The sequence below is a fragment of the Aquabacterium sp. J223 genome (genome assembly GCF_024666615.1).
In the GTDB taxonomy this organism is placed as follows: Bacteria; Pseudomonadota; Gammaproteobacteria; order Burkholderiales; family Burkholderiaceae_C; genus J223.
This window is the reverse complement of sequence record NZ_CP088297.1, coordinates 2,601,385-2,621,247: the sequence shown is the minus strand read 5'-3', so window position 1 is coordinate 2,621,247 and position 19,863 is coordinate 2,601,385. Positions and strand designations below refer to the sequence as shown.

The following is a 19,863-nucleotide window of genomic DNA, read 5'->3' as shown; positions in this document are numbered from 1 at the left end:
TCAGGAGGTCAGCGCCTTCTGGATGGCGTCGCGGCACAGCGCCATCAGGCCGCCGGGCAGCAGGCCGAACACCAGCACCGCCGCGCCGTTGAGCGCCAGCAGCGGGCCGATGCCGGGGTGCTGTTCCACCGCGTGGCGGTCGGTCGGCTCGTCGAAGTACATCACCTTGATGACGCGCAGGTAGTAGTACGCGGCGATCAGCGACAGCAGCACCGCGGCGATGGCCAGGCCGATGTAGTACGGCTGGTTGGTGGTGATCAGCGCCTGCAGCACCGCCAGCTTGGCGTAGAAGCCCACCGTCGGCGGGATGCCGGCCAGCGAGAACATGAACACCGCCATCACCGCGGCCGCCCAGGGCGCGCGCTTGCCCAGTCCGGCCAGGTCGGTGACTTCATCGGCCTCGTGCCCGCGCCGCGACAGCAGCAGGATGATGCCGAAGCTGCCCAGCGTGGTGAGCACGTAGGTCACCAGGTAGAACATGGCCGAGCTGTAGCCGTTGGCGGCCGACGCGGTGTTGCCGCCCACCACCGTGGGCGTGAAGCCCAGCAGCATGAAGCCCATCTGGCCGATGGTGGAGTAGGCCAGCAGCCGTTTCAGGTTGCTCTGCGCGATGGCGGCCAGGTTGCCCAGCACCAGCGAGGCCACCGCCATCACCACCAGCATTTCCTGCCAGTCGCGGGCCAGGCCGCTCATGCCCTCGACCAGCAGCCGGAAGGTGATGGCGAAGGCCGCCAGCTTGGGCGCCGCGGCCACCAGCAGCGTGACCGCCGTCGGCGCGCCGTGGTAGACGTCGGGCACCCACATGTGGAAGGGTGCGGTGGCCATCTTGAAGCCCAGGCCGGCGACGACGAAGACCAGGCCGAAGGTCAGCACCTGCCGGTTGATGCTGCCGCCGGCGATGGCCGCGAACACCTCGGGGATCTCCAGCGAGCCGGTGGCGCCGTACATCATCGACAGGCCGTAGAGCAGGAAGCCGGACGACAGCGCGCCGAGCACGAAGTACTTCATCGCCGCCTCGGTCGACAGCGCATGGTCGCGGCGCAGCGCCACCAGGGCGTACAGCGACAGGCTCATCAGCTCCAGGCCGAGGTAGACGACCAGGAAGTTGTTGGCGAAGGTCATCACCGACACGCCGAGCAGCGAGAACATCGCCAGCGAGAAGAACTCGCCCTTGAGCATCTCGCGCGCGCCGATGTACGGCTGGGCGTAGGCCAGCGTGACCATCGTCGCCACGGTGGAGAAGAACGCCAGCAGGTGGCCGAGCGGGTCGATCACCATCATGTTCTGCATGGCGTAGACGGTGTCGCCCTGGTCGAAGAACCACAGGTGCAGCGCCGCCACCGCGGCCAGCGAGGCCTGGGCCAGCCAGTAGGTCGGCCGCCGCTTCTCGTCGGTCACGCCGAGGTCGACCAGCGCCACCGCGCAGGTGAGCACCAGCAGCAGGATCTGCGGGCTGCCGAGCAGCCAGTTGATGGGGTTCATAGCTTGGAGACCGCGACGTGGCGCAGCAGCTCGGTGACCGAGGCCTGCATCGCGTCGGTGAAGGGCTTGGGGTACAGGCCCATGGCCAGGACCGCCACGGCCAGCAGGGTGAGCATCAGGAACTCGCGGGCGTTGAGGTCGGTGAGCGCGCGCACGTCGTCGTTGGCCGGGGCCCCGAAGTACACCCGCTTGACCATCCACAGCGTGTACGCGGCGCCGAAGATCAGCGTGGTGGCGGCGATCAGGCCGAGCCAGAAGTTGGCGCCCACGGCGCCGAGGATGACCATCCACTCGCCGACGAAGCCGGCGGTGCCGGGCAGGCCGCAGTTGGCCATGGCGAACAGCACCGCGAAGGCGGCGAACTTCGGCATGGTGTTGACCACGCCGCCGTAGGACGCGATCTCGCGGCTGTGCACCCGGTCGTAGAGCACGCCGATGCACAGGAACATGGCGCCGGAGACGAAGCCGTGGCTGATCATCTGCACCAGCCCGCCGGCCACGCCCAGGTCGTTGAAGATGAAGAAGCCCAGGGTCACGAACCCCATGTGCGCGATGGACGAATAGGCCACCAGCTTCTTCATGTCCGTCTGCACCAGCGCCACCAGCCCGATGTAGACGACGGCGGTGAGGCTGAGGCCGATCATCAGCCAGGCGTACTCACGCGCCGCGTCGGGCGCGATCGGCAGCGAGAAGCGCAGGAAGCCGTAGGCGCCCAGCTTCAGCATGATGGCCGCCAGCACCACCGAACCGCCAGTGGGCGCTTCGACGTGGGCGTCGGGCAGCCAGGTGTGGACCGGCCACATCGGCACCTTCACCGAGAAGGCGGCGAAGAAGGCGAAGAACAGCAGGACCTGCGCCGTCAGCGGCAGCGGCGTGGTGTGCCAGGTGGCGATGTCGAAGCTGCCGCCGCTCTTGTAGTAGAGGTACAGCAGCGCCACCAGCATCAGCAGCGAGCCGAGCAGCGTGTAGAGGAAGAACTTGAACGCCGCGTACACCCGCCGCGGGCCGCCCCAGACGCCGATGATGATGTACATCGGGATCAGCGTGGCCTCGAAGAAGACGTAGAACAGCAGGCCGTCGGCCGCGCAGAACACGCCGATCATCAGCCCCGACAGGATGAGGAAGGCGCCGAGGTACTGGTGGGCGCGGTCGGTGACCACCTCCCAGGCCGCGATGACCACGATGACGGTGATGAAGGCCGTCAGCGGCACGAACCACATCGACAGGCCGTCCACGCCGAGGTGGTAGCGCACGTTGAAGCGGTCGATCCAGGCGAAATCCTCCTGGAACTGCAGCGCCGCGGTGCCGTTGTCGAAGCCGCCGACGATGGGCAGCGTGACGAGGAAGCCGGCCACCGCGGCCGCCAGGGCAAGCCAGCGCGTGGCGCGCTCATGGCCCTCGCGGCCCAGGCCCAGCAGCAGCCCGCCGGCGACGATGGGCAGCCAGATCGAAAGACTCAGAAGACCCATGTTGTTGTTCTCCGCCGCCGCCGGTCAGCGGCCGGCCAGGCCGGGCAGCCCGGGCCAAAGTTGCCAGGTCATGAAGACGAACACGCCGAGGATCATCACCAGCGCGTACCAGTACAGGTGGCCGCTCTGCAGGTGGCGCGTCAGCCGGGCGACGCCGCCGACCAGGCGGGCCGAGCCGTTGACGAACACGCCGTCGATGACGCCGCCGTCGCCGCCCTTCCACAGGCCGAAGCCCAGCCCGCGGGCGAGCCGGGCGAGCACGTTCTCGTTGAACCAGTCGAGGTAGTACTTGTTCTCGAGCACCACGACCAGAGGGCGCAGCGCGCGGCCGATGGCCGCCGGGATGCCGGGCTTGATCAGGTAGAAGAACCAGGCCACGACCACGCCGGCCAGCGCCAGCCAGAAGGGCAACGTCGACAGGCCGTGCAGCGCCATGGCGCCAGCGCCGTGGAAGGCCTCGGCCAGTTCCTTCATCGCCGGATGGCGGGTGGTGTCGACGGTGATCGCGTCCTTGAGGAAGTCGCCGTACAGCAGCGGGCCGATGGTGAGGTGGCCGATGACCACCGACGGGACGGCCAGCAGCACCAGCGGCAGCCACACCACCCAGGGCGATTCGTGCGGCTTCTGGCCGGGGGCCAGGCCATGATGCTCACCATGGTCATCGGCGTGGGCGGCGTGGTGGTCCGGTTCCTCGTCGCTGTGGTGGTCGCCGGCATGGTGCTGGCCGAAGCGTTCCTGGCCGTGGAAGACCAGGAAGTACATGCGGAAGGAATAGAACGCGGTGACGAACACCCCGGCCACCACCGCGACGTAGGCGAAGCCGGCGCTGGGCAGGTCGCTGGCGTGCACCGCCTCGATGATCGAGTCCTTGCTGTAGAAGCCGGAGAACAGCGGCGTGCCGATCAGCGCCAGCGAGCCCAGCAGCGAGGTGATCCAGGTGATGGGCATGTACTTGCGCAGGCCGCCCATGTTGCGGATGTCCTGGTCGTGGTGCATGCCGATGATCACGCTGCCCGCGGCCAGGAAGAGCAGCGCCTTGAAGAAGGCGTGCGTCATCAGGTGGAAGACGCCGACCGAGTAGGCCGAGACGCCGAGCGCCACCGTCATGTAGCCGAGCTGGCTGAGCGTTGAGTACGCCACCACCCGCTTGATGTCGTTCTGGATGATGCCGAGGAAGCCCATGAACAGGGCCGTGATGGCGCCGATCACCAGCACGAAGTTCAGCGCGGCGTCGGACAGCTCGAACAGCGGCGACATGCGCGCCACCATGAAGATGCCGGCCGTCACCATCGTCGCGGCGTGGATCAGCGCGGAGATCGGCGTCGGGCCTTCCATCGAGTCCGGCAGCCAGACGTGCAGCGGGAACTGCGCGCTCTTGCCCATGGCGCCGATGAACAGGCAGACGCAGATGACGGTGATCAGCGCCCAGCCGGTGCCCGGGAAGCCGAGCGTGGCCAGCTCGCCGGCCTTGGCGAAGGTCTCGGCGTAGTCCAGCGTGCCGGCGTAGGCGGCGATGAGGCCGATGCCCAGGATGAAGCCGAAGTCGCCGACCCGGTTGACCAGGAAGGCCTTCATGTTGGCGAAGATCGCCGTCGGCTTGTTGAACCAGAAGCCGATCAGCAGGTAGCTGACCAGGCCCACCGCCTCCCAGCCGAAGAACAGCTGCAGGAAGTTGTTGCTCATGACGAGCATCAACATCGAGAAGGTGAACAGGCTGATGTAGGCGAAGAAGCGCTGATAGCCCGGGTCCTCCTCCATGTAGCCGATGGTGTAGATGTGCACCATCAGCGAGACGAAGGTGACGACGCACATCATCATCGCCGTCAGGCCGTCGACCAGGAAGCCGACCTCCATGCGCAGGCCGCCCACGGTCATCCATTCGTAGACGGTCTCGTTGTAGCGGGCGCCGTCCACGGCGACGCTGTGGAGCACCGACGCCGAGGCGAGGAAGGCGACCAGCACGCCGAGGATGGTGACGAGGTGGGCGCCGCGGCGGCCGACCACGCGGCCGGCCAGGCCGGCGACGATCGCGCCGACCAGCGGCGCCAGCGGCACCGTGAGCAGCAGGGTCTGGGAGAGTTGGGATGCCATGTTCTTGTGGTCCTCAGCCCTTCAGCTCGTCCAACTGCTCCACCGCGATCGTTGCGCGGTTGCGGAACAGCACCACCAGGATGGCCAGGCCGATCGCCGACTCGGCCGCCGCCACGGTGAGGATGAAGAAGACGAACACCTGCCCCGCCATGTCGCCGAGGTAGTGCGAGAAGGCGACGAAGTTGAGGTTGACCGCCAGCAGCATCAGCTCGATGGCCATCAGCAGCACGATCAGGTTGCGGCGGTTGAGGAAGATGCCGATGACCGACAGCGCGAACAGGATGGCGCCGAGCGACAGGAAGTGGCCGAGGGTGATGGGGCCCAGCATCAGTGGCTCCTTCCGGCATCGCCCGCGGCGGGCGGCGTGGCGGGCGGCATCGGCCGCTCTACCTTCATCGGCACGATGCGCAGGCGGTCGCTCTTCTTCACCCGCACCTGCTGCGACGGGTCCATGGCACGCGAGTCCTTGCGCCGGCGCAGGGTGAGCGCGATGGCGGCGATGATGGCCACCAGCAGCAGCACGGCGGCGATCTGCAACGGGTAGAGGTAGCTGGTGTAGACCTCGATGCCCAGCAGCCGGGTGTTGCCGAGTTCGGCCTGCGCGGCCGGCAGCGCGGGGGCGTCGGCCAGGCGGAAGCCGCCCATCAGCACCAGCGCCATCTCGAGTGCGATCAGCGCGCCGACCAGGCCGGCGGCGGGGAAGTGCTTCCAGAAGCCCTCGCGGAACTGGTCGGTGTTGACGTCCAGCATCATCACCACGAACAGGAACAGCACCATCACCGCGCCGACGTAGACCAGCACCAGCGCGATGGCCAGGAACTCGGCCCGCAGCAGCATCCACACGCAGGACGCGCTGAAGAAGGCCAGCACCAGGAACAGCGCGGCATGCACCGTGCTGCGCGCGGTGATGACGCGGAAAGACGCGAGCAGCAGCACTGCCGCGAAGAGGTAGAAGAGAGCGGTCGTCGTGTTCATGTTCTTCGGATGCCGCGCACGCGCGCGCCACCGCTCCGTGCGCCCTGCCCTGCGCGGGCCCGGGCACCGGGCGGCAGCCTTCAGCGGTACTGGGCGTCGGCCTCCTTGTTGGCGGCGATCTCTTTTTCGTAGCGGTCGCCCACGGCCAGCAGCATGTCCTTGGTGAAGTACAGGTCGCCGCGCTTCTCGCCGTGGTACTCGAGGATGTGCGTCTCGACGATGGAGTCCACCGGGCAGCTCTCCTCGCAGAAGCCGCAGAAGATGCACTTGGTGAGGTCGATGTCGTAGCGCGTGGTCTTGCGCGCGCCGTCCTCGCGCACGTCCGACTCGATGGTGATCGCCATCGCCGGGCACACCGCCTCGCACAGCTTGCAGGCGATGCAGCGCTCCTCGCCGTTCTCGTAGCGGCGCAGCGCGTGCAGCCCGCGGAAGCGCGGCGACAGCGGCGTCTTCTCCTCGGGGAATTGGATGGTGATGTTGCGCGACAGGAAATGGCGCCCGGTGAGCGCCATGCCCTTGAGGAGCTCGGTCAGCATGAAGCTGGACAGCAGCTCCTTGATCGAAGCGACGGCCGACATGTTGATCACTTCCAGATGTTGAAGGGCGTCTGCATCCACAGGCCCACCACGACCAGCCACACCAGCGTCACCGGGATGAAGATCTTCCAGCCCAGGCGCATGATCTGGTCGTAGCGGAAGCGCGGGAAGGTGGCCCGCACCCACAGGAACAGGGTGACGACGACGAAGGTCTTGCCGAAGAGCCAGAACCAGTCCCATAACCAGGCGGTGTCGCGGAAGAAGGCCGGCGTCTCCATGCCGAGGAGGCCGAAGCTCACCGGCGCCGACCAGCCGCCGAGGAACAGGGTCACCGCCAGCGCGGAGACCAGGATCATGTTGGCGTACTCGGCCAGGAAGAACATCGCGAAGGCCATGCCCGAGTACTCGATCATGTGGCCGGCGACGATCTCCGACTCGCCTTCGACGACGTCGAACGGATGGCGGTTGGTCTCCGCCAGGCCCGAGATGAAGTAGACGACGAAGATGGGCAGCAGCGGCAGCCAGTTCCACGACAGGAAGGTCAGCCCCATGTCGGCGAAGGTGCCGCGCAGCTGGCCCTCGACGATGCCGGTCATGTTCAGCGTGCCGCTGACCATCAGCACCACGACCAGCGCGAAGCCCATGGCGATCTCGTAGGACACCATCTGCGCCGAGGCGCGCAGCGCGCCCAGGAAGGCGTACTTCGAGTTGCTGGCCCAGCCGGCGATGATCACGCCGTACACCTCCATCGAGGTGATGGCCATCAGGAACAGCAGGCCGGCGTTGATGTTGGCCACCGCCTTGTCCGGCCCGAAGGGCACCACCGCCCAGGCGGCCAGCGCCGGCATGATGGTCATCACCGGGCCGAGGAAGAACAGGCCCTTGTTGGCCGCGGTCGGGCGGATGATCTCCTTGAAGATCAGCTTGACCGCGTCGGCGATGGGCGTGAGCAGGCCGAAGGGCCCGACCCGGTTCGGGCCGGGGCGGATCTGCGACCAGCCGATGGCCTTGCGCTCCCACAGCGTGAGGTAGGCGACGCAGCCCATCAGCGGCGCCACCAGCAGCACGATCTTGAGCAGGCTCCAGACCACCGGCCAGCCGGGGCCCAGCAGGTCGCTGCCGAAGGTGTTGAACGAATCGATCACGCCGCAGCCTCCACGGTGACGGGGCCGAACATCGGGCCGAGCTGGGCGGTCTCGGCCGTCGCGGCCGGCACCCGCACCACGCCGGCGGCCAGGCGCTCGTCACGGACGGCGGGCAGCACGACGCTCGCCCCACCCTGCCCCACGCGGACCCGGGTGGCCGCGCCCAGGCCCAGGCGGTCCCAGTCGGCGGCGGCGACGCGCACCACGCGCGCGCTGCGGGCGTCGGCGGTGGCCTGCAGCGGCGGCGAGCGGCGCACCAGCGCGTCGGCCTGGTACAGCGGCACGTCGGCGATGCGCTCCAGCGCGGCCGCCTGCGGGCGCTGCGCCGCGGCCGGCAGCGCCGGCGCCGCGGTCGGGGCCAGGCGCTGGCCGATGTCGCCGATGCGCTTCAGCGCCTCGGCGCGCACGTCCTCGGCGCTCTCCTGCGCGAAGCCGGGCAGGCCGAGCAGGTTGCCCAGCACGCGCAGCACCTTCCAGCCGGGCCGGGTCTCCCCCAGCGGCTTGACCACGCCGTGGAAGCTCTGCACCCGGCCTTCGGCGTTGACGAAGCTGCCCGCGGTCTCGCTGAAGGGCGACACCGGCAGCAGCACGTCGGCGACATCGAGCGCGGCGTCGGCGAACGGGGTCAGCAGCACCACCATCTCGGCGCGCTGCAGGGCGGACCGGGCGGCCGCCGGGTCGGCGACGTCGAAGGCCGGCTCGACGCCCAGCAGCACGAAGGCCTTCGGCGTCGCGCCGTCGGCGGCCAGCATCTGGGCGGCGGCCAGGCCGTCGCGCTGCGGCATCACGCCGAGCAGCTGCGCGCCGACCGCGTTGGCCGCGTCGCCGAACGCGCCGACGGGCGCGTCGCATTGCTCGCCGATCCAGCGCGCCAGGGCGACGAGCGCGGCGGCCTGCGGGTGCTGCAGCACCGCGTTGCCCAGCAGCACCGCCTTTCGGCGACCGCCCAGCAGAGAGCGCGCGACGGCGCGTGCGGCGTCGCTGGCTTCGCCGCCGGCCACCGGCGCGCTGGTGCCGCGCTCGGCGGCGACCGCGGCGGCCACGTCGGCCAGCACCGCCAGCCAACCGCTCGGCGGCACCGCCTGGCTGGACGCCATCGGCATCAGCCAGTCGTCGTGCAGCGCGTGCAGGCTGTGCACCTGCGCGCCGCGGCGGGCGGCCTGGCGCAGGCGCTGGGCGAACAGCGGATGGTCCTTGCGCAGGAAGCTGCCGATGACGAAGGCGCGGTCGAGCTGCGACAGCGCCGCGATGGGCTGGCCCAGCCACTGGATGCCCTTCAACGCCGGGTCGCTCTGGCGCAGGCGGTGGTCGAGGTTGTCGCTGCCCAGCCCGCGGGTGAACTCGGCCAGCAGGTGCAGCTCCTCCAGCGTGCTGTGCGGCGAGGCCAGCGCGCCGATCGACTGCGGCCCGTGCTCGGCGGCGATCTGCTTCAGGCCGTTGGCGACGAACTCCAGCGCGGTGGTCCAATCCACCGTCTTCCACTCGCCGCCCTGCTTGATCATCGGCGCGGTCAGGCGCTCGGGCGCGTTCAGCGCCTCGTAGCTGAAGCGGTCACGGTCGGCCAGCCAGCATTCGTTGACGTCCTCGTTCTCCAGCGGCAGCACGCGCATGACGCGGCCGCCCTTGACCTGGACCACGAGGTTGGCGCCGGTCGAGTCGTGCGGGCTGACGCTCTTGCGCCTCGACAGCTCCCAGGTGCGGGCCTGGTAGCGGAAGGGCTTGCTGGTCAGCGCGCCCACCGGGCACAGGTCGATCATGTTGCCCGACAGCTCCGAGTCCACCGTCTGGCCGACGAAGGTGGTGATCTCGGAGTGCTCGCCGCGGTGGAGCATGCCCAGCTCCATCACGCCGGCGATCTCCTGGCCAAAGCGCACGCAGCGGGTGCAGTGGATGCAGCGGGTCATCTCCGCCGCCGACACCAGGGGCCCGAGGTCCTTGTGGAAGACCACGCGCTTCTCCTCCGCGTAGCGCGAGGAGGAGCCGCCGTAGCCCACCGCCAGGTCCTGCAGCTGGCATTCGCCGCCCTGGTCGCAGATCGGGCAGTCCAGCGGGTGGTTGATGAGCAGGAACTCCATCACCCCCTGCTGCGCCTTGATCGCCTTGTCGCTCTTGGTGCGGACGATCATGCCCTGCGTGACCGGCGTGGCGCAGGCCGGCATGGGCTTGGGCGCCTTCTCGACGTCGACCAGGCACATGCGGCAGTTGGCCGCGATGGACAGCTTCTTGTGGTAACAGAAGTGCGGGATGTAGGTGCCGGCCTTGTCGGCCGCATGCATCACCATGCTGCCTTCGGGCACCTCGACCTTTTGGCCGTCCAGTTCGATTTCGATTGCCATGGTGTTCGGTCCTCAGGCGTGCTGAGGGACCAGACAGGTCTTGTGTTCGACGTGGTAGGCGAACTCGTCGCGGAAGTGCTTGAGCATCGCCCGCACCGGCATCGCCGCCGCATCGCCGAGCGCGCAGATGGTGCGGCCCTGGATGTTGTCGGCCACGCTGTTGAGCAGGTCCAGGTCCTCCATGCGGCCCTTGCCGTGCTCGATGCGGTCGACCATGCGCCACAGCCAGCCGGTGCCCTCGCGGCAGGGCGTGCACTGGCCGCAGCTCTCGTGGGTGTAGAAGTAGCTCAGGCGCAGCAGGCTCTTCACCATGCAGCGGCTGTCGTCCATGACGATGACGGCACCCGAGCCCAGCATGGAGCCGGCCTTGGCGATGGCGTCGTAGTCCATCGTGCAGTCCATCATCGTGGCGGCCGGCAGCACCGGCGCCGACGAGCCGCCGGGGATCACCGCCTTCAGCTTGCGGCCGGTGCGCACACCGCCGGCCAGTTCCAGCAGGGTGCCGAAGGGGGTGCCGAGCGGGACCTCGAAGTTGCCGGGCCGGTTGACGTCGCCGACCACCGAGAAGATCTTGGTGCCGCCGTTGTTCGGCTTGCCGATCTCGAGGTAGGGCTGGCCGCCGTGGACGATGATCCACGGCACCGCGGCGAAGGTCTCGGTGTTGTTGATCGTCGTCGGCTTGCCGTACAGGCCGTAGCTGGCGGGGAACGGCGGCTTGAAGCGCGGCTGGCCCTTCTTGCCTTCCAGCGATTCCAGCAGCGCGGTCTCTTCGCCGCAGATGTAGGCGCCGAAGCCGTGGTGCGCGTGCAGCTGGAACTTGAAGCCGCTGCCCAGGATGTTGTCGCCGAGGAAGCCGGCGCGGCGGGCTTCGTCCAGCGCCTCCTCGAAGCGCTCGTAGACCTCGAAGATCTCGCCGTGGATGTAGTTGTAGCCGACGCTGATGCCCATCGCGTAGGCCGCGATGATCATGCCCTCGATGACGATGTGCGGGTTGTAGCGAAGGATGTCGCGGTCCTTGCAGGTGCCCGGCTCGCCCTCGTCCGAATTGCAGACCAGGTACTTCTGACCCGGGAACTGCCGCGGCATGAAGCTCCACTTCAGGCCCGTCGGGAAGCCTGCGCCGCCGCGGCCGCGCAGGCCGCTGGTCTTGACCTCGGCGATGACCTGCTCGGGCGTCATGCCCGCCGCCCCGTCGAGGATCTTGCGCAGCGCCCGGTAGCCGCCGCGCGCCTCATAGTCGGCCAGCCGCCAGTTGCTGCCGTCGAGGCCGGCGTAGATCTGCGGCTGGATGTGGCGGCCGTGGAAGCAGGTTTCGCGACCGGTCGCCTGGAACTTGGAAAGGTCCAACATGGTGTGCTTTCGGCCGTGCCCGGTCAGCGGACGGCGCGCAGGGACGCGAGCAGCTCGTCGAGCCGTTCGCGGGTCATGAAGCTCAGCATCTGCCGGTCGTTGACCAGCATCACCGGTGCGTCGGCGCAGGCGCCCAGGCATTCGCTCTTCTGCACGGTGAACTGGCCGTCGGCGGTGGTGCCGCCCTCTTCAACCCCGAGCCGCTCGCAGACATGCGCCAGTGCCGTCTGGCCATCGCGCAGCTGGCACGGCAGGTTCGTGCAGACGTTGAGCTTGAAGCGGCCCAGCGGGCGCTGGTTGTACATGTTGTAGAAGGTGGTCACCTCCCGCACTGCGATCGCCGGCATGCCCAGGTAATCGGCGATGCCGGCCTCGGCCTCGGCGGAGACGAAGCCCTGCTCCTGCTGCACGATGGCCAGGCAGGCCATGACGGCCGACTGCGCCTGGTCGGCCGGGTACTTGGCGACTTCGCGGGCGAAGCGCGCACGGGTGGCGTCGGAGAACACCGTCGTGGCGTCGGCTGCGGTGGTGGGGATGCTCATCGATCGATCTCGCCGAACACGATGTCCATGGTGCCGATGACCGCGACCGCGTCGGCGATCATGTGGCCGCGCGCCATCTCGTCCAGCGACGCCAGGTGCGAGAAGCCGGGGGCACGGATCTTCAGCCGGTAGGGCTTGTTGGCGCCGTCGCTGACCAGGTAGATGCCGAACTCGCCCTTCGGGTGCTCGACCGCGGCGTAGACCTCGCCCTCGGGCGCGTGGAAGCCTTCGGTGAAGAGCTTGAAGTGGTGGATCAGCTCTTCCATGTTGGCCTTCATCTCCAGCCGCGACGGCGGGGCCACCTTGTGGTTCTCGGTGATCACCGGGCCCGGGTTGGCGCGCAGCCAGGCCACGCACTGCTGGATGATGCGGTTCGACTCGCGCATCTCCTGCATGCGCACCAGGTAGCGGTCGTAGGTGTCGCCGTTGGTGCCCACCGGCACGTCGAACTCGACCCGGTCGTAGACGTCGTAGGGCTGCTTCTTGCGCAGGTCCCAGGCGATGCCCGAGCCGCGCAGCATCGGCCCGGTGAAGCCGAGGTTGAGGGCGCGCTCGGGCGACACCACGCCGATGCCGACGGTGCGCTGCTTCCAGATGCGGTTGTCGGTGAGCAGGGTCTCGTAGTCGTCGACGTTCTTCGGGAAGCGGCGGCAGAAGTCGTCGATGAAGTCGAGCAGCGAGCCCGAACGGGCGTCGTTGAGGCGCTTGACGTCGCGCTCGTTGCGCACCTTCGAGGCCTTGTACTGCGGCATCGAATCCGGCAGGTCGCGGTAGACGCCGCCCGGGCGGAAGTAGGCGGCGTGCATGCGCGCGCCCGACACCGCCTCGTAGACGTCGAACAGGTCCTCGCGCTCGCGGAAGCAGTAGATGAGGATGTTCATCGCGCCGCAGTCCAGCCCGTGCGCGCCCAGCCACAGCAGGTGGTTCAGCAGCCGGGTGATCTCGGCGAACATGACGCGGATGTACTGCGCGCGCAACGGCACGTCGACGCCCACCAGCTTCTCGATGGCCAGGCAGTAGGCGTGCTCGTTGCACATCATCGAGACGTAGTCCAGCCGGTCCATGTAGGGCAGCGACTGGATGTAGGTCTTGGTCTCGGCCAGCTTCTCGGTGGCCCGGTGCAGCAGGCCGATGTGCGGATCGGCGCGCTGGATGACCTCGCCGTCCAGCTCCAGCACCAGGCGCAGCACGCCGTGCGCGGCCGGGTGCTGGGGTCCGAAGTTCAGCGTGTAGTTCTTGATCTCAGCCATGGCGTGGGGACTCCCGCCGGGCCGCCCCAAGGGAGGCCCACACCCCCTCGGGGGGCAGCGAACGGATGTGAGCGTGGGGGCACCAGTTCATCAGTGGAGCCCGCCGTAGTTCTCTTCGCGGATGACGCGGGGCACGATCTCGCGCGGCTCGATCGTCACCGGCTGGTAGACGACCCGCTTCTGCGCCTCGTCGTAGCGCATCTCGACGTGGCCGCTCACCGGGAAGTCCTTGCGGAAGGGGTGCCCGATGAAGCCGTAGTCGGTGAGGATGCGGCGCAGGTCGAGGTGGCCGTCGAAGACGATGCCGAAGAGGTCGAACGCCTCGCGCTCGAACCAGTTGGCCGCGCTCCACAGCTCGGTGATGCTGGGCACCACCGGCAGGTCGTCGTCGGGGCAGAACACCCGCACCCGCAGGCGCCAGTTGTAGGTGATGGACAGCAGGTGGGTGACCACCGCGAAGCGCGGGCCGTCCCAGCCGCCGTCGCGGTAGGTGCTGTAGTCGACGCCGCACAGGTCGATCATCTGCTCGAAGCGCAGGGCGGGCGCGTCGCGCAGGGTGCGCATCACGTCGAGGTAGTGCGCCCCCGTCACCGCGATGGTCAACTCGCCGCGGTCGGCGGTCACGGAGGTCAGCCGGCCTTCGAGCAGCGACTGCAGGTTGGCGCGCAGGGTGTCCAGCGTGTTCATCGAGCGATCGTGTTCTCGCGGCGGATCTTGGCCTGCAGCTGCAGGATGCCGTAGAGCAGCGCCTCGGCGGTGGGGGGGGACAGCCCGGCACGTAGACGTCCACCGGCACGATGCGGTCGCAGCCGCGCACCACCGAGTAGCTGTAGTGGTAGTAGCCGCCGCCGTTGGCGCAGCTGCCCATGCTCAGCACCCAGCGCGGCTCGGCCATCTGGTCGTAGACCTTGCGCAGCGCCGGCGCCATCTTGTTGCACAGCGTGCCGGCGACGATCATCAGGTCGCTCTGCCGCGGGCTGGGCCGGAACAGCATGCCGAAGCGGTCGATGTCGTAGCGCGCCGCACCGGCGTGCATCATTTCCACCGCGCAGCAGGCCAGGCCGAAGGTCATCGGCCACAGCGAGCCGGTCTTCGACCAGTTGATCAGCTTGTCCACCGAGGTGGTGACGAAGCCTTCCTTCAGTACGCCTTCGATGCCCATGGCGATATTCCAATCAATGGACGGCAGGCCCCGGGACTACTCCCAGTCCAGGGCACCCTTCTTCCACTCGTAGATGAAGCCGACGACGAGGATGGCCAGGAAGACCATCATGGCCCAGAAGCCCGTCGGGCCGATGTCCTTCAGGGCGACCGCCCACGGGAAGAGGAAGGCGATCTCGAGGTCGAACAGGATGAACAGGATGGCGACGAGGTAGTAGCGCACGTCGAACTGCATGCGCGCGTCCTCGAAGGCCTCGAAGCCGCATTCGTACGGGCTGTTCTTCGCGGCATCGGGCCGGTTCGGGCCGAAGACGAAACCGAGCACCTGGGGCGCCACCCCCCACCGCCGCGCCGACCACGATGAACAGGATGACGGGCAGGTAGCTTTGCAGGTCGAACATGTGCCGCGGTCTTGGCTTCTAGCGTCCGGCCATGAAAAAGCGCGCCTCCAGGCGGCCCTTCGACCGCTTGCCTAGCGCGCCCGCCTTGTCTCCCCGACGTCGCGTCAGGGCGCACGGTCGAGGTGCCGGAACGAGCCCTCGCCGATGTCTTCTTCGTTCAATGGAACCACTGGTGCCGACGGCGAGACTCGAACTCGCACAGCTTTCGCCACTACCCCCTCAAGATAGCGTGTCTACCAATTTCACCACGTCGGCTTGGAGGGCCCTTCAAGCCGTCTGAAGGACCGTCACCAGGCTGTTCGGCTCGCATGAGGAGGGGCTTGCCGGACAGCTGCGCATTCTACCCCGAAACGAGGCCTTCACCCGGGTTTGCACGAGGGCTGGCGCACAGTCCGAGTGCACCCGCCGCACCGTCGCCGCACGTCGCGCCGACGGCGGGCGCTGCGTTCATCGAGAGGCGCCGGCGTCGGGTGCCGGCGCGGCCGGGGTCGGCGCTTGCAGGCCGGGGATCTGGGCGGCGCCCTGCGGTGCGGCGCTGGCCGCCGGTGCCGGGGCGACCGGCGCGGCGCGGTCGAGCACGCTGGCGCCGCCGTCGCTGCTGCGGCCCTGCCCTTGCGACAGGTAGACCAGCACCAGCGTGCAGACGAAGAACAGCGTGGCGCAGACCGCCGTGCTGCGCGACAGGAAGTTCGCGCTGCCGGTGGCGCCGAACAGGCTGCCCGAGGCGCCGCTGCCGAAGGAGGCGCCCATGTCGGCACCCTTGCCGTGCTGGATCAGCACCAGGCCGATCATCACCAGGGCCGACAGCAGCTGCACCAGCAGCACGACGTTCATCAGGATGGTCATGGAAAGGAGATCAAGAGCGGGGGTGGAAGGTGCCGCGGGGCATCAGCCGGCGCGGCAGATGGCGATGAAGTCGGCCGCCTTGAGCGAGGCGCCGCCGATCAGCCCGCCGTCGATGTCGGGCTGCGAGAACAGCTCGGCGGCGTTGTCCGGCTTGACGCTGCCGCCGTAGAGCAGCCGCATGTCGCCCGCATGCGCGGTGGCAGCCTGCAGCTGCGCGCGCAGCAGGGCGTGCACCTCCTGGGCCTGGGCCGGGCTGGCGGTGCGGCCGGTGCCGATGGCCCACACCGGCTCGTAGGCCACGACGATCTCGCCGACGCAGTGGGTGAGCGTGTGGATGACGGCGGAGAGCTGGCGCTTGACCACCTCGGCGGTGTGCCCGGCCTCGCGCTCGGCCAGCGTCTCGCCGACGCACACGATGGGCGTGATGCCCTTGTTCAGCGCGGCGCGCGCCTTGTCGGCCACCTGCTGGTCGGTCTCGCCGTGGTAGGCGCGGCGTTCCGAGTGACCGACGATGGCGTAACGGCAGCCGAACTCGGCCAGCATCGCGGCCGACACCTCGCCGGTGTAGGCGCCCTGCTCGTGCGCCGACACGTCCTGCGCACCCCAGCGCAGGTCGCTGGAGGCCAGCGTCACCGCCGTCTCGGACAGGTAGGGGAACGGCACGCACACCGCCACGTCCAGCGTGTAGGGCCGCCCGGCCAGCACGCCGGCCAGCAGTTCGGCGTTGGCCGGGTGGCTGCCGTGCATCTTCCAGTTGCCCACCACCAGCTTGCGTCGCATCGTCGTCATGTCCTTGTTGGGGATGCCGCCTCAGGCGGCGGTCCAGTCGAGCACGATCTTGCCGATGTGCTCGCCCGACTCCATCAGCGCATGGGCCGCGGCGGCCTGGGACGCCGAGAACACCTGGTGGATCACGGGCTTCACCTTGCGCGCGGCCAGCAGCGGCCAGGCGTGTTCGCGCAGCGCCGCGGCGATCGCGGCCTTGAACGCCACCGGCCGCGGCCGCAGCGTCGAGCCGGTGATGACGAGCCGGCGGCGCAGCACCACCGACACATCGATCTCCGCCTTCACGCCGCCCTGCACCGCGATGATCACGATGCGGCCATCGTCCGCCACGCAGTCGATCTCGCGCGCCACGTAGGGCCCGGCCACCATGTCGAGCACCACGTCCGCGCCGCGGCCGTTCGTCAGGCGCTTGACCTCGGCGGCGAAGTCCTGCGTCTTGTAGTTGATGGCATGGTCGGCGCCGAGGTCGACGCAGGCCCTGCACTTGTCGTCGCTGCCGGCGGTGACGATCACCGTCGCGCCGAAGGCCTTGCCCAGCTGGATGGCGGTGACGCCGATGCCGCTGGCGCCGCCCTGCACCAGCAGCGTCTCGCCGGGCCGCAGGCGGCCGCGGTCGAAGACGTTGGACCAGACGGTGAAGAAGGTCTCGGGCAGCGTGGCCGCCTCGAGCTCGCTCCAGCCGGCCGGCAGCGGCAGGCACTGGCCCACCGGCGCCACGCAGCGCTCGGCATAACCGCCGCCGGCGACCAGGGCGCACACGGCGTCGCCGACCTTCAGGCCGGCGGCGGCCATCGCCGCCTCGTCACCGGCGACGATGCGCCCCGCCACCTCCAGCCCCGGCAGGTCGGACACGCCCGGCGGCATGGGGTACAGGCCCTTGCGCTGCAGCACGTCCGGCCGGTTGACGCCGGAGGCGCTGACGGCGATCAGCAGCTCGCCCGCCCCCCGGCACCGGGTCCGGACGTTCGGTGGGCACCAGCACCTCGGGGGCGCCGGGCCGGACGATCTCGATGGCTTTCATCGCAGCTCCACACAACGTGCGCGGCGCGGCCGGTGCACGGCCGCGCCACGGGGGTCACTCGTCGCGACCGCCGCGGTCGTCGCCCTGCGCCGGCGCCGGCGCGGTGTCCTGCGCCACGGTCTCGCTGCGCGGTTCACGCGGCTCGCGCGGTTCGCGCGGTTCGCGGCGCGGGCCACGGTCACCGCGGTCGCCCCGGCCACCGCGGTCGCCCCGGTCGCCGTACTCGCGGCGCGGACGCTCCTCCTCGACATAACCTTCCGGCTTGTCGAGCAACGCCTTCAGCGACAGCTTGATGCGGCCCTTGTCGTCGGTCTCCAGCACCTTGACCTTGACCACCTGGCCCTCCTGCAGGAAGTCCTCGACGCGCTCGACGCGCTGGTGCGCGATCTGGCTGATGTGCAGCAGGCCGTCCTTGCCGGGCAAGATGTTGACCAGCGCACCGAAGTCCAGGATCTTGGTGACCGGGCCTTCGTAGACCTTGCCCACCTCGGCCTCGGCGGTGATCTCGGTGATGCGGCGCTTGGCGAACTCGGCCTTGTCGGCGTCGACCGAGGCGATGGTGATGGTGCCGTCCTCGCCGATGTCGATGGTGCAGCCGGTCTCCTCGGTCAGCGCGCGGATGGTGGCGCCGCCCTTGCCGATCACGTCGCGGATCTTCTCCGGGTTGATCTTCATGGTGTAGAGGCGGGGCGCGAACTGCGACACCTCGGTCTTGGCACTGCCGACGGCCTCGGTCATCTTGCCCAGGATGTGCAGCCGCGCTTCCTTGGCCTGCGCCAGCGCCACCTGCATGATCTCCTTGGTGATGCCCTGGATCTTGATGTCCATCTGCAGGGCGGTCACGCCGGCGGTGGTTCCGGCCACCTTGAAGTCCATGTCGCCGAGGTGGTCCTCGTCACCCAGGATGTCGGTCAGCACCGCGAAGCGGTTGCCTTCCTTGATCAGGCCCATGGCGATGCCGGCGACGTGCGCGGTCATCGGCACGCCGGCGTCCATCATGGCCAGGCAGCCGCCGCAGACCGAGGCCATCGACGACGAGCCGTTCGACTCGGTGATCTCGGAGACGACGCGGATCGAGTACGGGAAGTCTTCCTTGCTCGGCAGGCAGGCGACCAGCGCCCGCTTGGCCAGCCGGCCGTGGCCGATCTCGCGCCGCTTGGGGCTGCCGACGCGGCCGGTCTCGCCGGTGGCGAACGGCGGCATGTTGTAGTGGAGCATGAAGCGCTCCTCGAACTCGCCGGCCAGGGCGTCGATGCGCTGCGCGTCGCGGTCGGTGCCGAGGGTGGCGACCACCACCGCCTGGGTCTCGCCGCGCGTGAACAGCGCCGAGCCGTGGGTGCGCGGCAGCACGCCGGTGCGGATCTCGATCGGGCGCACGGTGCGGGTGTCGCGGCCGTCGATGCGCGGCTCGCCGGCCAGGATCTGGCCGCGCACGATGCGCGCCTCGATGTCGAACAGCAGGCCTTCGACGGCCACCGGGTCGAAGGTGGCGCCCTCGGCCTTCAGGCCGGCGAAGACGGCGGCATAGGCTTCGCGGGTGGCCTGGGTGCGGGCCTGCTTGGAGCGGATCTGGTAGGCCGCCTGCAGCGGACCCTCGGCCAGCGCCTTCACCTTGGCGATGAAGTCCTCGTCCTTGGCCGGCGCCTTCCAGTCCCACACCGGCTTGCCGGCGTCGCGCACCAGTTCGTGGATGGCGTTGATGGCGATGTTGCCCTGCTGGTGGCCGAAGACCACCGCCCCCAGCATCACCTCTTCCGACAGCTGCCGCGCCTCGGACTCGACCATCAGCACGGCCGCTTCGGTGCCGGCGACCACCAGGTCGAGCTGGCTGTTCGCCAGCTCGCTCTTGCCCGGGTTGAGCACGTACTCGCCGTTGACGTAGCCCACCCGCGCGGCGCCGATCGGGCCGTTGAACGGGATGCCGGAGATCGACAGCGCGGCGCTGGTGGCGATCAGCGCGGCGATGTCGGCCTGCACCTCGGGGTTCAGGCTGAGCACGTGCACCACCACCTGGACCTCGTTGAAGAAGCCCTCGGGGAAGAGCGGACGGATCGGGCGGTCGATCAGGCGGCTCGTCAGCGTCTCCAGCTCGCTCGGGCGGCCCTCGCGCTTGAAGAAGCTGCCGGGGATCTTGCCGGCGGCGTAGGTCTTCTCGATGTAGTCGACCGTCAGCGGGAAGAAGTCCTGGCCGGACTTCGCCTCGCTCTTGGCCACCACGGTGGCCAGCACCACGGTGTCCTCGATGTCGACCAGCACCGCGCCGGTGGACTGGCGGGCGATTTCGCCGGTTTCCATGCGGACCTGGTGCTGGCCCCACTGGAAGCTCTTGGTGACCTTGTTGAACAGGCTCATGCCGTGTCTCTCCTGGGTTGTGATCGGCGCCTTGCAGGGCGGCGGCCGGGGCCCGGAGCGGGGCGAGGATGGCCCAAGCGGGATGCCATTCCAGCGCGGCTGCCGCGGCAGCGTCGTTGG

The 19,863-nt window shown here is 69.0% G+C and carries 15 protein-coding genes, 1 tRNA gene and 3 pseudogenes; all 19 read right to left on the bottom strand.

Annotation, left to right across the window (positions count from 1 at the left end; all coding sequences use genetic code 11):
* Window positions 1-1,482, bottom strand: coding sequence for an NADH-quinone oxidoreductase subunit NuoN (nuoN, locus tag LRS07_RS12570; protein ID WP_260498370.1), 1,482 nt, complete (start codon window positions 1,480-1,482; stop codon window positions 1-3).
* On the bottom strand, window positions 1,479-2,951 hold the full coding sequence (locus tag LRS07_RS12565; RefSeq protein WP_260498369.1) for an NADH-quinone oxidoreductase subunit M: 1,473 nt from the start codon (window positions 2,949-2,951) through the stop codon (window positions 1,479-1,481). Before LRS07_RS12565 ends, nuoN begins: the two co-directional genes overlap by 4 nt.
* 24 nt (window positions 2,952-2,975) lie before the next feature.
* Window positions 2,976-5,042, bottom strand: coding sequence for an NADH-quinone oxidoreductase subunit L (gene nuoL, locus LRS07_RS12560; RefSeq protein WP_260498368.1), 2,067 nt, complete (start codon window positions 5,040-5,042; stop codon window positions 2,976-2,978).
* A 13-nt stretch (window positions 5,043-5,055) separates the two neighbouring features.
* Window positions 5,056-5,370 (bottom strand): NADH-quinone oxidoreductase subunit NuoK, encoded by a 315-nt coding sequence (gene nuoK, locus LRS07_RS12555; protein WP_260498367.1) that lies wholly within the window; start codon window positions 5,368-5,370, stop codon window positions 5,056-5,058.
* Complete coding sequence (locus tag LRS07_RS12550) at window positions 5,370-6,017, bottom strand: NADH-quinone oxidoreductase subunit J (RefSeq protein WP_260498366.1); 648 nt, start codon at window positions 6,015-6,017, stop codon at window positions 5,370-5,372. The genes nuoK and LRS07_RS12550 overlap by 1 nt, the downstream gene beginning before the upstream one ends.
* Before the next feature lie 80 nt (window positions 6,018-6,097).
* A complete protein-coding gene (nuoI, locus tag LRS07_RS12545; protein WP_260498365.1) occupies window positions 6,098-6,595 on the bottom strand; it encodes an NADH-quinone oxidoreductase subunit NuoI in 498 nt (165 codons plus the stop codon).
* Between the two features lie 5 nt (window positions 6,596-6,600).
* On the bottom strand, window positions 6,601-7,698 hold the full coding sequence (nuoH, locus tag LRS07_RS12540; RefSeq protein WP_260498364.1) for an NADH-quinone oxidoreductase subunit NuoH: 1,098 nt from the start codon (window positions 7,696-7,698) through the stop codon (window positions 6,601-6,603).
* A complete protein-coding gene (gene nuoG / locus LRS07_RS12535; RefSeq protein WP_260498363.1) occupies window positions 7,695-10,034 on the bottom strand; it encodes an NADH-quinone oxidoreductase subunit NuoG in 2,340 nt (779 codons plus the stop codon). The genes nuoH and nuoG overlap by 4 nt, the downstream gene beginning before the upstream one ends.
* A 12-nt stretch (window positions 10,035-10,046) precedes the next feature.
* Window positions 10,047-11,384: an NADH-quinone oxidoreductase subunit NuoF gene (gene nuoF / locus LRS07_RS12530; protein WP_260498362.1), complete on the bottom strand. Its 1,338-nt coding sequence runs from the start codon at window positions 11,382-11,384 to the stop codon at window positions 10,047-10,049.
* 23 nt (window positions 11,385-11,407) lie between these two features.
* Window positions 11,408-11,926, bottom strand: a complete 519-nt coding sequence (locus tag LRS07_RS12525; protein ID WP_409450539.1) for an NADH-quinone oxidoreductase subunit NuoE family protein — start codon at window positions 11,924-11,926, stop codon at window positions 11,408-11,410.
* Complete coding sequence (locus tag LRS07_RS12520) at window positions 11,923-13,176, bottom strand: NADH-quinone oxidoreductase subunit D (protein WP_260498361.1); 1,254 nt, start codon at window positions 13,174-13,176, stop codon at window positions 11,923-11,925. Before LRS07_RS12520 ends, LRS07_RS12525 begins: the two co-directional genes overlap by 4 nt.
* Window positions 13,177-13,266: 90 nt before the next feature.
* The gene (locus tag LRS07_RS12515) at window positions 13,267-13,863 is read right to left on the bottom strand and encodes an NADH-quinone oxidoreductase subunit C (protein WP_260498360.1); all 597 of its coding nucleotides are present in this window, start codon (window positions 13,861-13,863) and stop codon (window positions 13,267-13,269) included.
* A pseudogene (locus LRS07_RS12510) lies at window positions 13,860-14,338 on the bottom strand (NuoB/complex I 20 kDa subunit family protein). Before LRS07_RS12510 ends, LRS07_RS12515 begins: the two are co-directional and overlap by 4 nt.
* A 36-nt stretch (window positions 14,339-14,374) precedes the next feature.
* Window positions 14,375-14,738 (bottom strand): annotated as a pseudogene (locus tag LRS07_RS12505) (NADH-quinone oxidoreductase subunit A).
* A gap of 170 nt (window positions 14,739-14,908) precedes the next feature.
* Window positions 14,909-14,993 (bottom strand) — tRNA-Leu (locus LRS07_RS12500).
* Between the two features lie 192 nt (window positions 14,994-15,185).
* The gene (secG, locus tag LRS07_RS12495; protein ID WP_260498359.1) at window positions 15,186-15,584 is read right to left on the bottom strand and encodes a preprotein translocase subunit SecG; all 399 of its coding nucleotides are present in this window, start codon (window positions 15,582-15,584) and stop codon (window positions 15,186-15,188) included.
* A 42-nt stretch (window positions 15,585-15,626) separates the two neighbouring features.
* Entirely contained in the window at window positions 15,627-16,364 is a 738-nt protein-coding gene (gene tpiA / locus LRS07_RS12490; protein WP_260498358.1) for a triose-phosphate isomerase, read from the bottom strand.
* A gap of 30 nt (window positions 16,365-16,394) precedes the next feature.
* Window positions 16,395-17,391: pseudogene (locus LRS07_RS12485) on the bottom strand (NAD(P)H-quinone oxidoreductase).
* 54 nt (window positions 17,392-17,445) lie between these two features.
* Entirely contained in the window at window positions 17,446-19,743 is a 2,298-nt protein-coding gene (gene pnp / locus LRS07_RS12480) for a polyribonucleotide nucleotidyltransferase (protein ID WP_260498357.1), read from the bottom strand.
* Window positions 19,744-19,863: the final 120 nt, after the last annotated feature.

Coding starts and splice junctions, on each gene's coding strand:
- nuoN (WP_260498370.1), bottom strand. CDS start 1,482: ATGAACCCCATCAACTGGCTGCTCGGCAGCCCGCAGATCCTGCTGCTG.
- LRS07_RS12565 (WP_260498369.1), bottom strand. CDS start 2,951: ATGGGTCTTCTGAGTCTTTCGATCTGGCTGCCCATCGTCGCCGGCGGG.
- nuoL (WP_260498368.1), bottom strand. CDS start 5,042: ATGGCATCCCAACTCTCCCAGACCCTGCTGCTCACGGTGCCGCTGGCG.
- nuoK (WP_260498367.1), bottom strand. CDS start 5,370: ATGCTGGGCCCCATCACCCTCGGCCACTTCCTGTCGCTCGGCGCCATC.
- LRS07_RS12550 (WP_260498366.1), bottom strand. CDS start 6,017: ATGAACACGACGACCGCTCTCTTCTACCTCTTCGCGGCAGTGCTGCTG.
- nuoI (WP_260498365.1), bottom strand. CDS start 6,595: ATGTCGGCCGTCGCTTCGATCAAGGAGCTGCTGTCCAGCTTCATGCTG.
- nuoG (WP_260498363.1), bottom strand. CDS start 10,034: ATGGCAATCGAAATCGAACTGGACGGCCAAAAGGTCGAGGTGCCCGAA.
- nuoF (WP_260498362.1), bottom strand. CDS start 11,384: ATGTTGGACCTTTCCAAGTTCCAGGCGACCGGTCGCGAAACCTGCTTC.
- LRS07_RS12525 (WP_409450539.1), bottom strand. CDS start 11,926: ATGAGCATCCCCACCACCGCAGCCGACGCCACGACGGTGTTCTCCGAC.
- LRS07_RS12520 (WP_260498361.1), bottom strand. CDS start 13,176: ATGGCTGAGATCAAGAACTACACGCTGAACTTCGGACCCCAGCACCCG.
- LRS07_RS12515 (WP_260498360.1), bottom strand. CDS start 13,863: ATGAACACGCTGGACACCCTGCGCGCCAACCTGCAGTCGCTGCTCGAA.
- secG (WP_260498359.1), bottom strand. CDS start 15,584: ATGACCATCCTGATGAACGTCGTGCTGCTGGTGCAGCTGCTGTCGGCC.
- tpiA (WP_260498358.1), bottom strand. CDS start 16,364: ATGCGACGCAAGCTGGTGGTGGGCAACTGGAAGATGCACGGCAGCCAC.
- pnp (WP_260498357.1), bottom strand. CDS start 19,743: ATGAGCCTGTTCAACAAGGTCACCAAGAGCTTCCAGTGGGGCCAGCAC.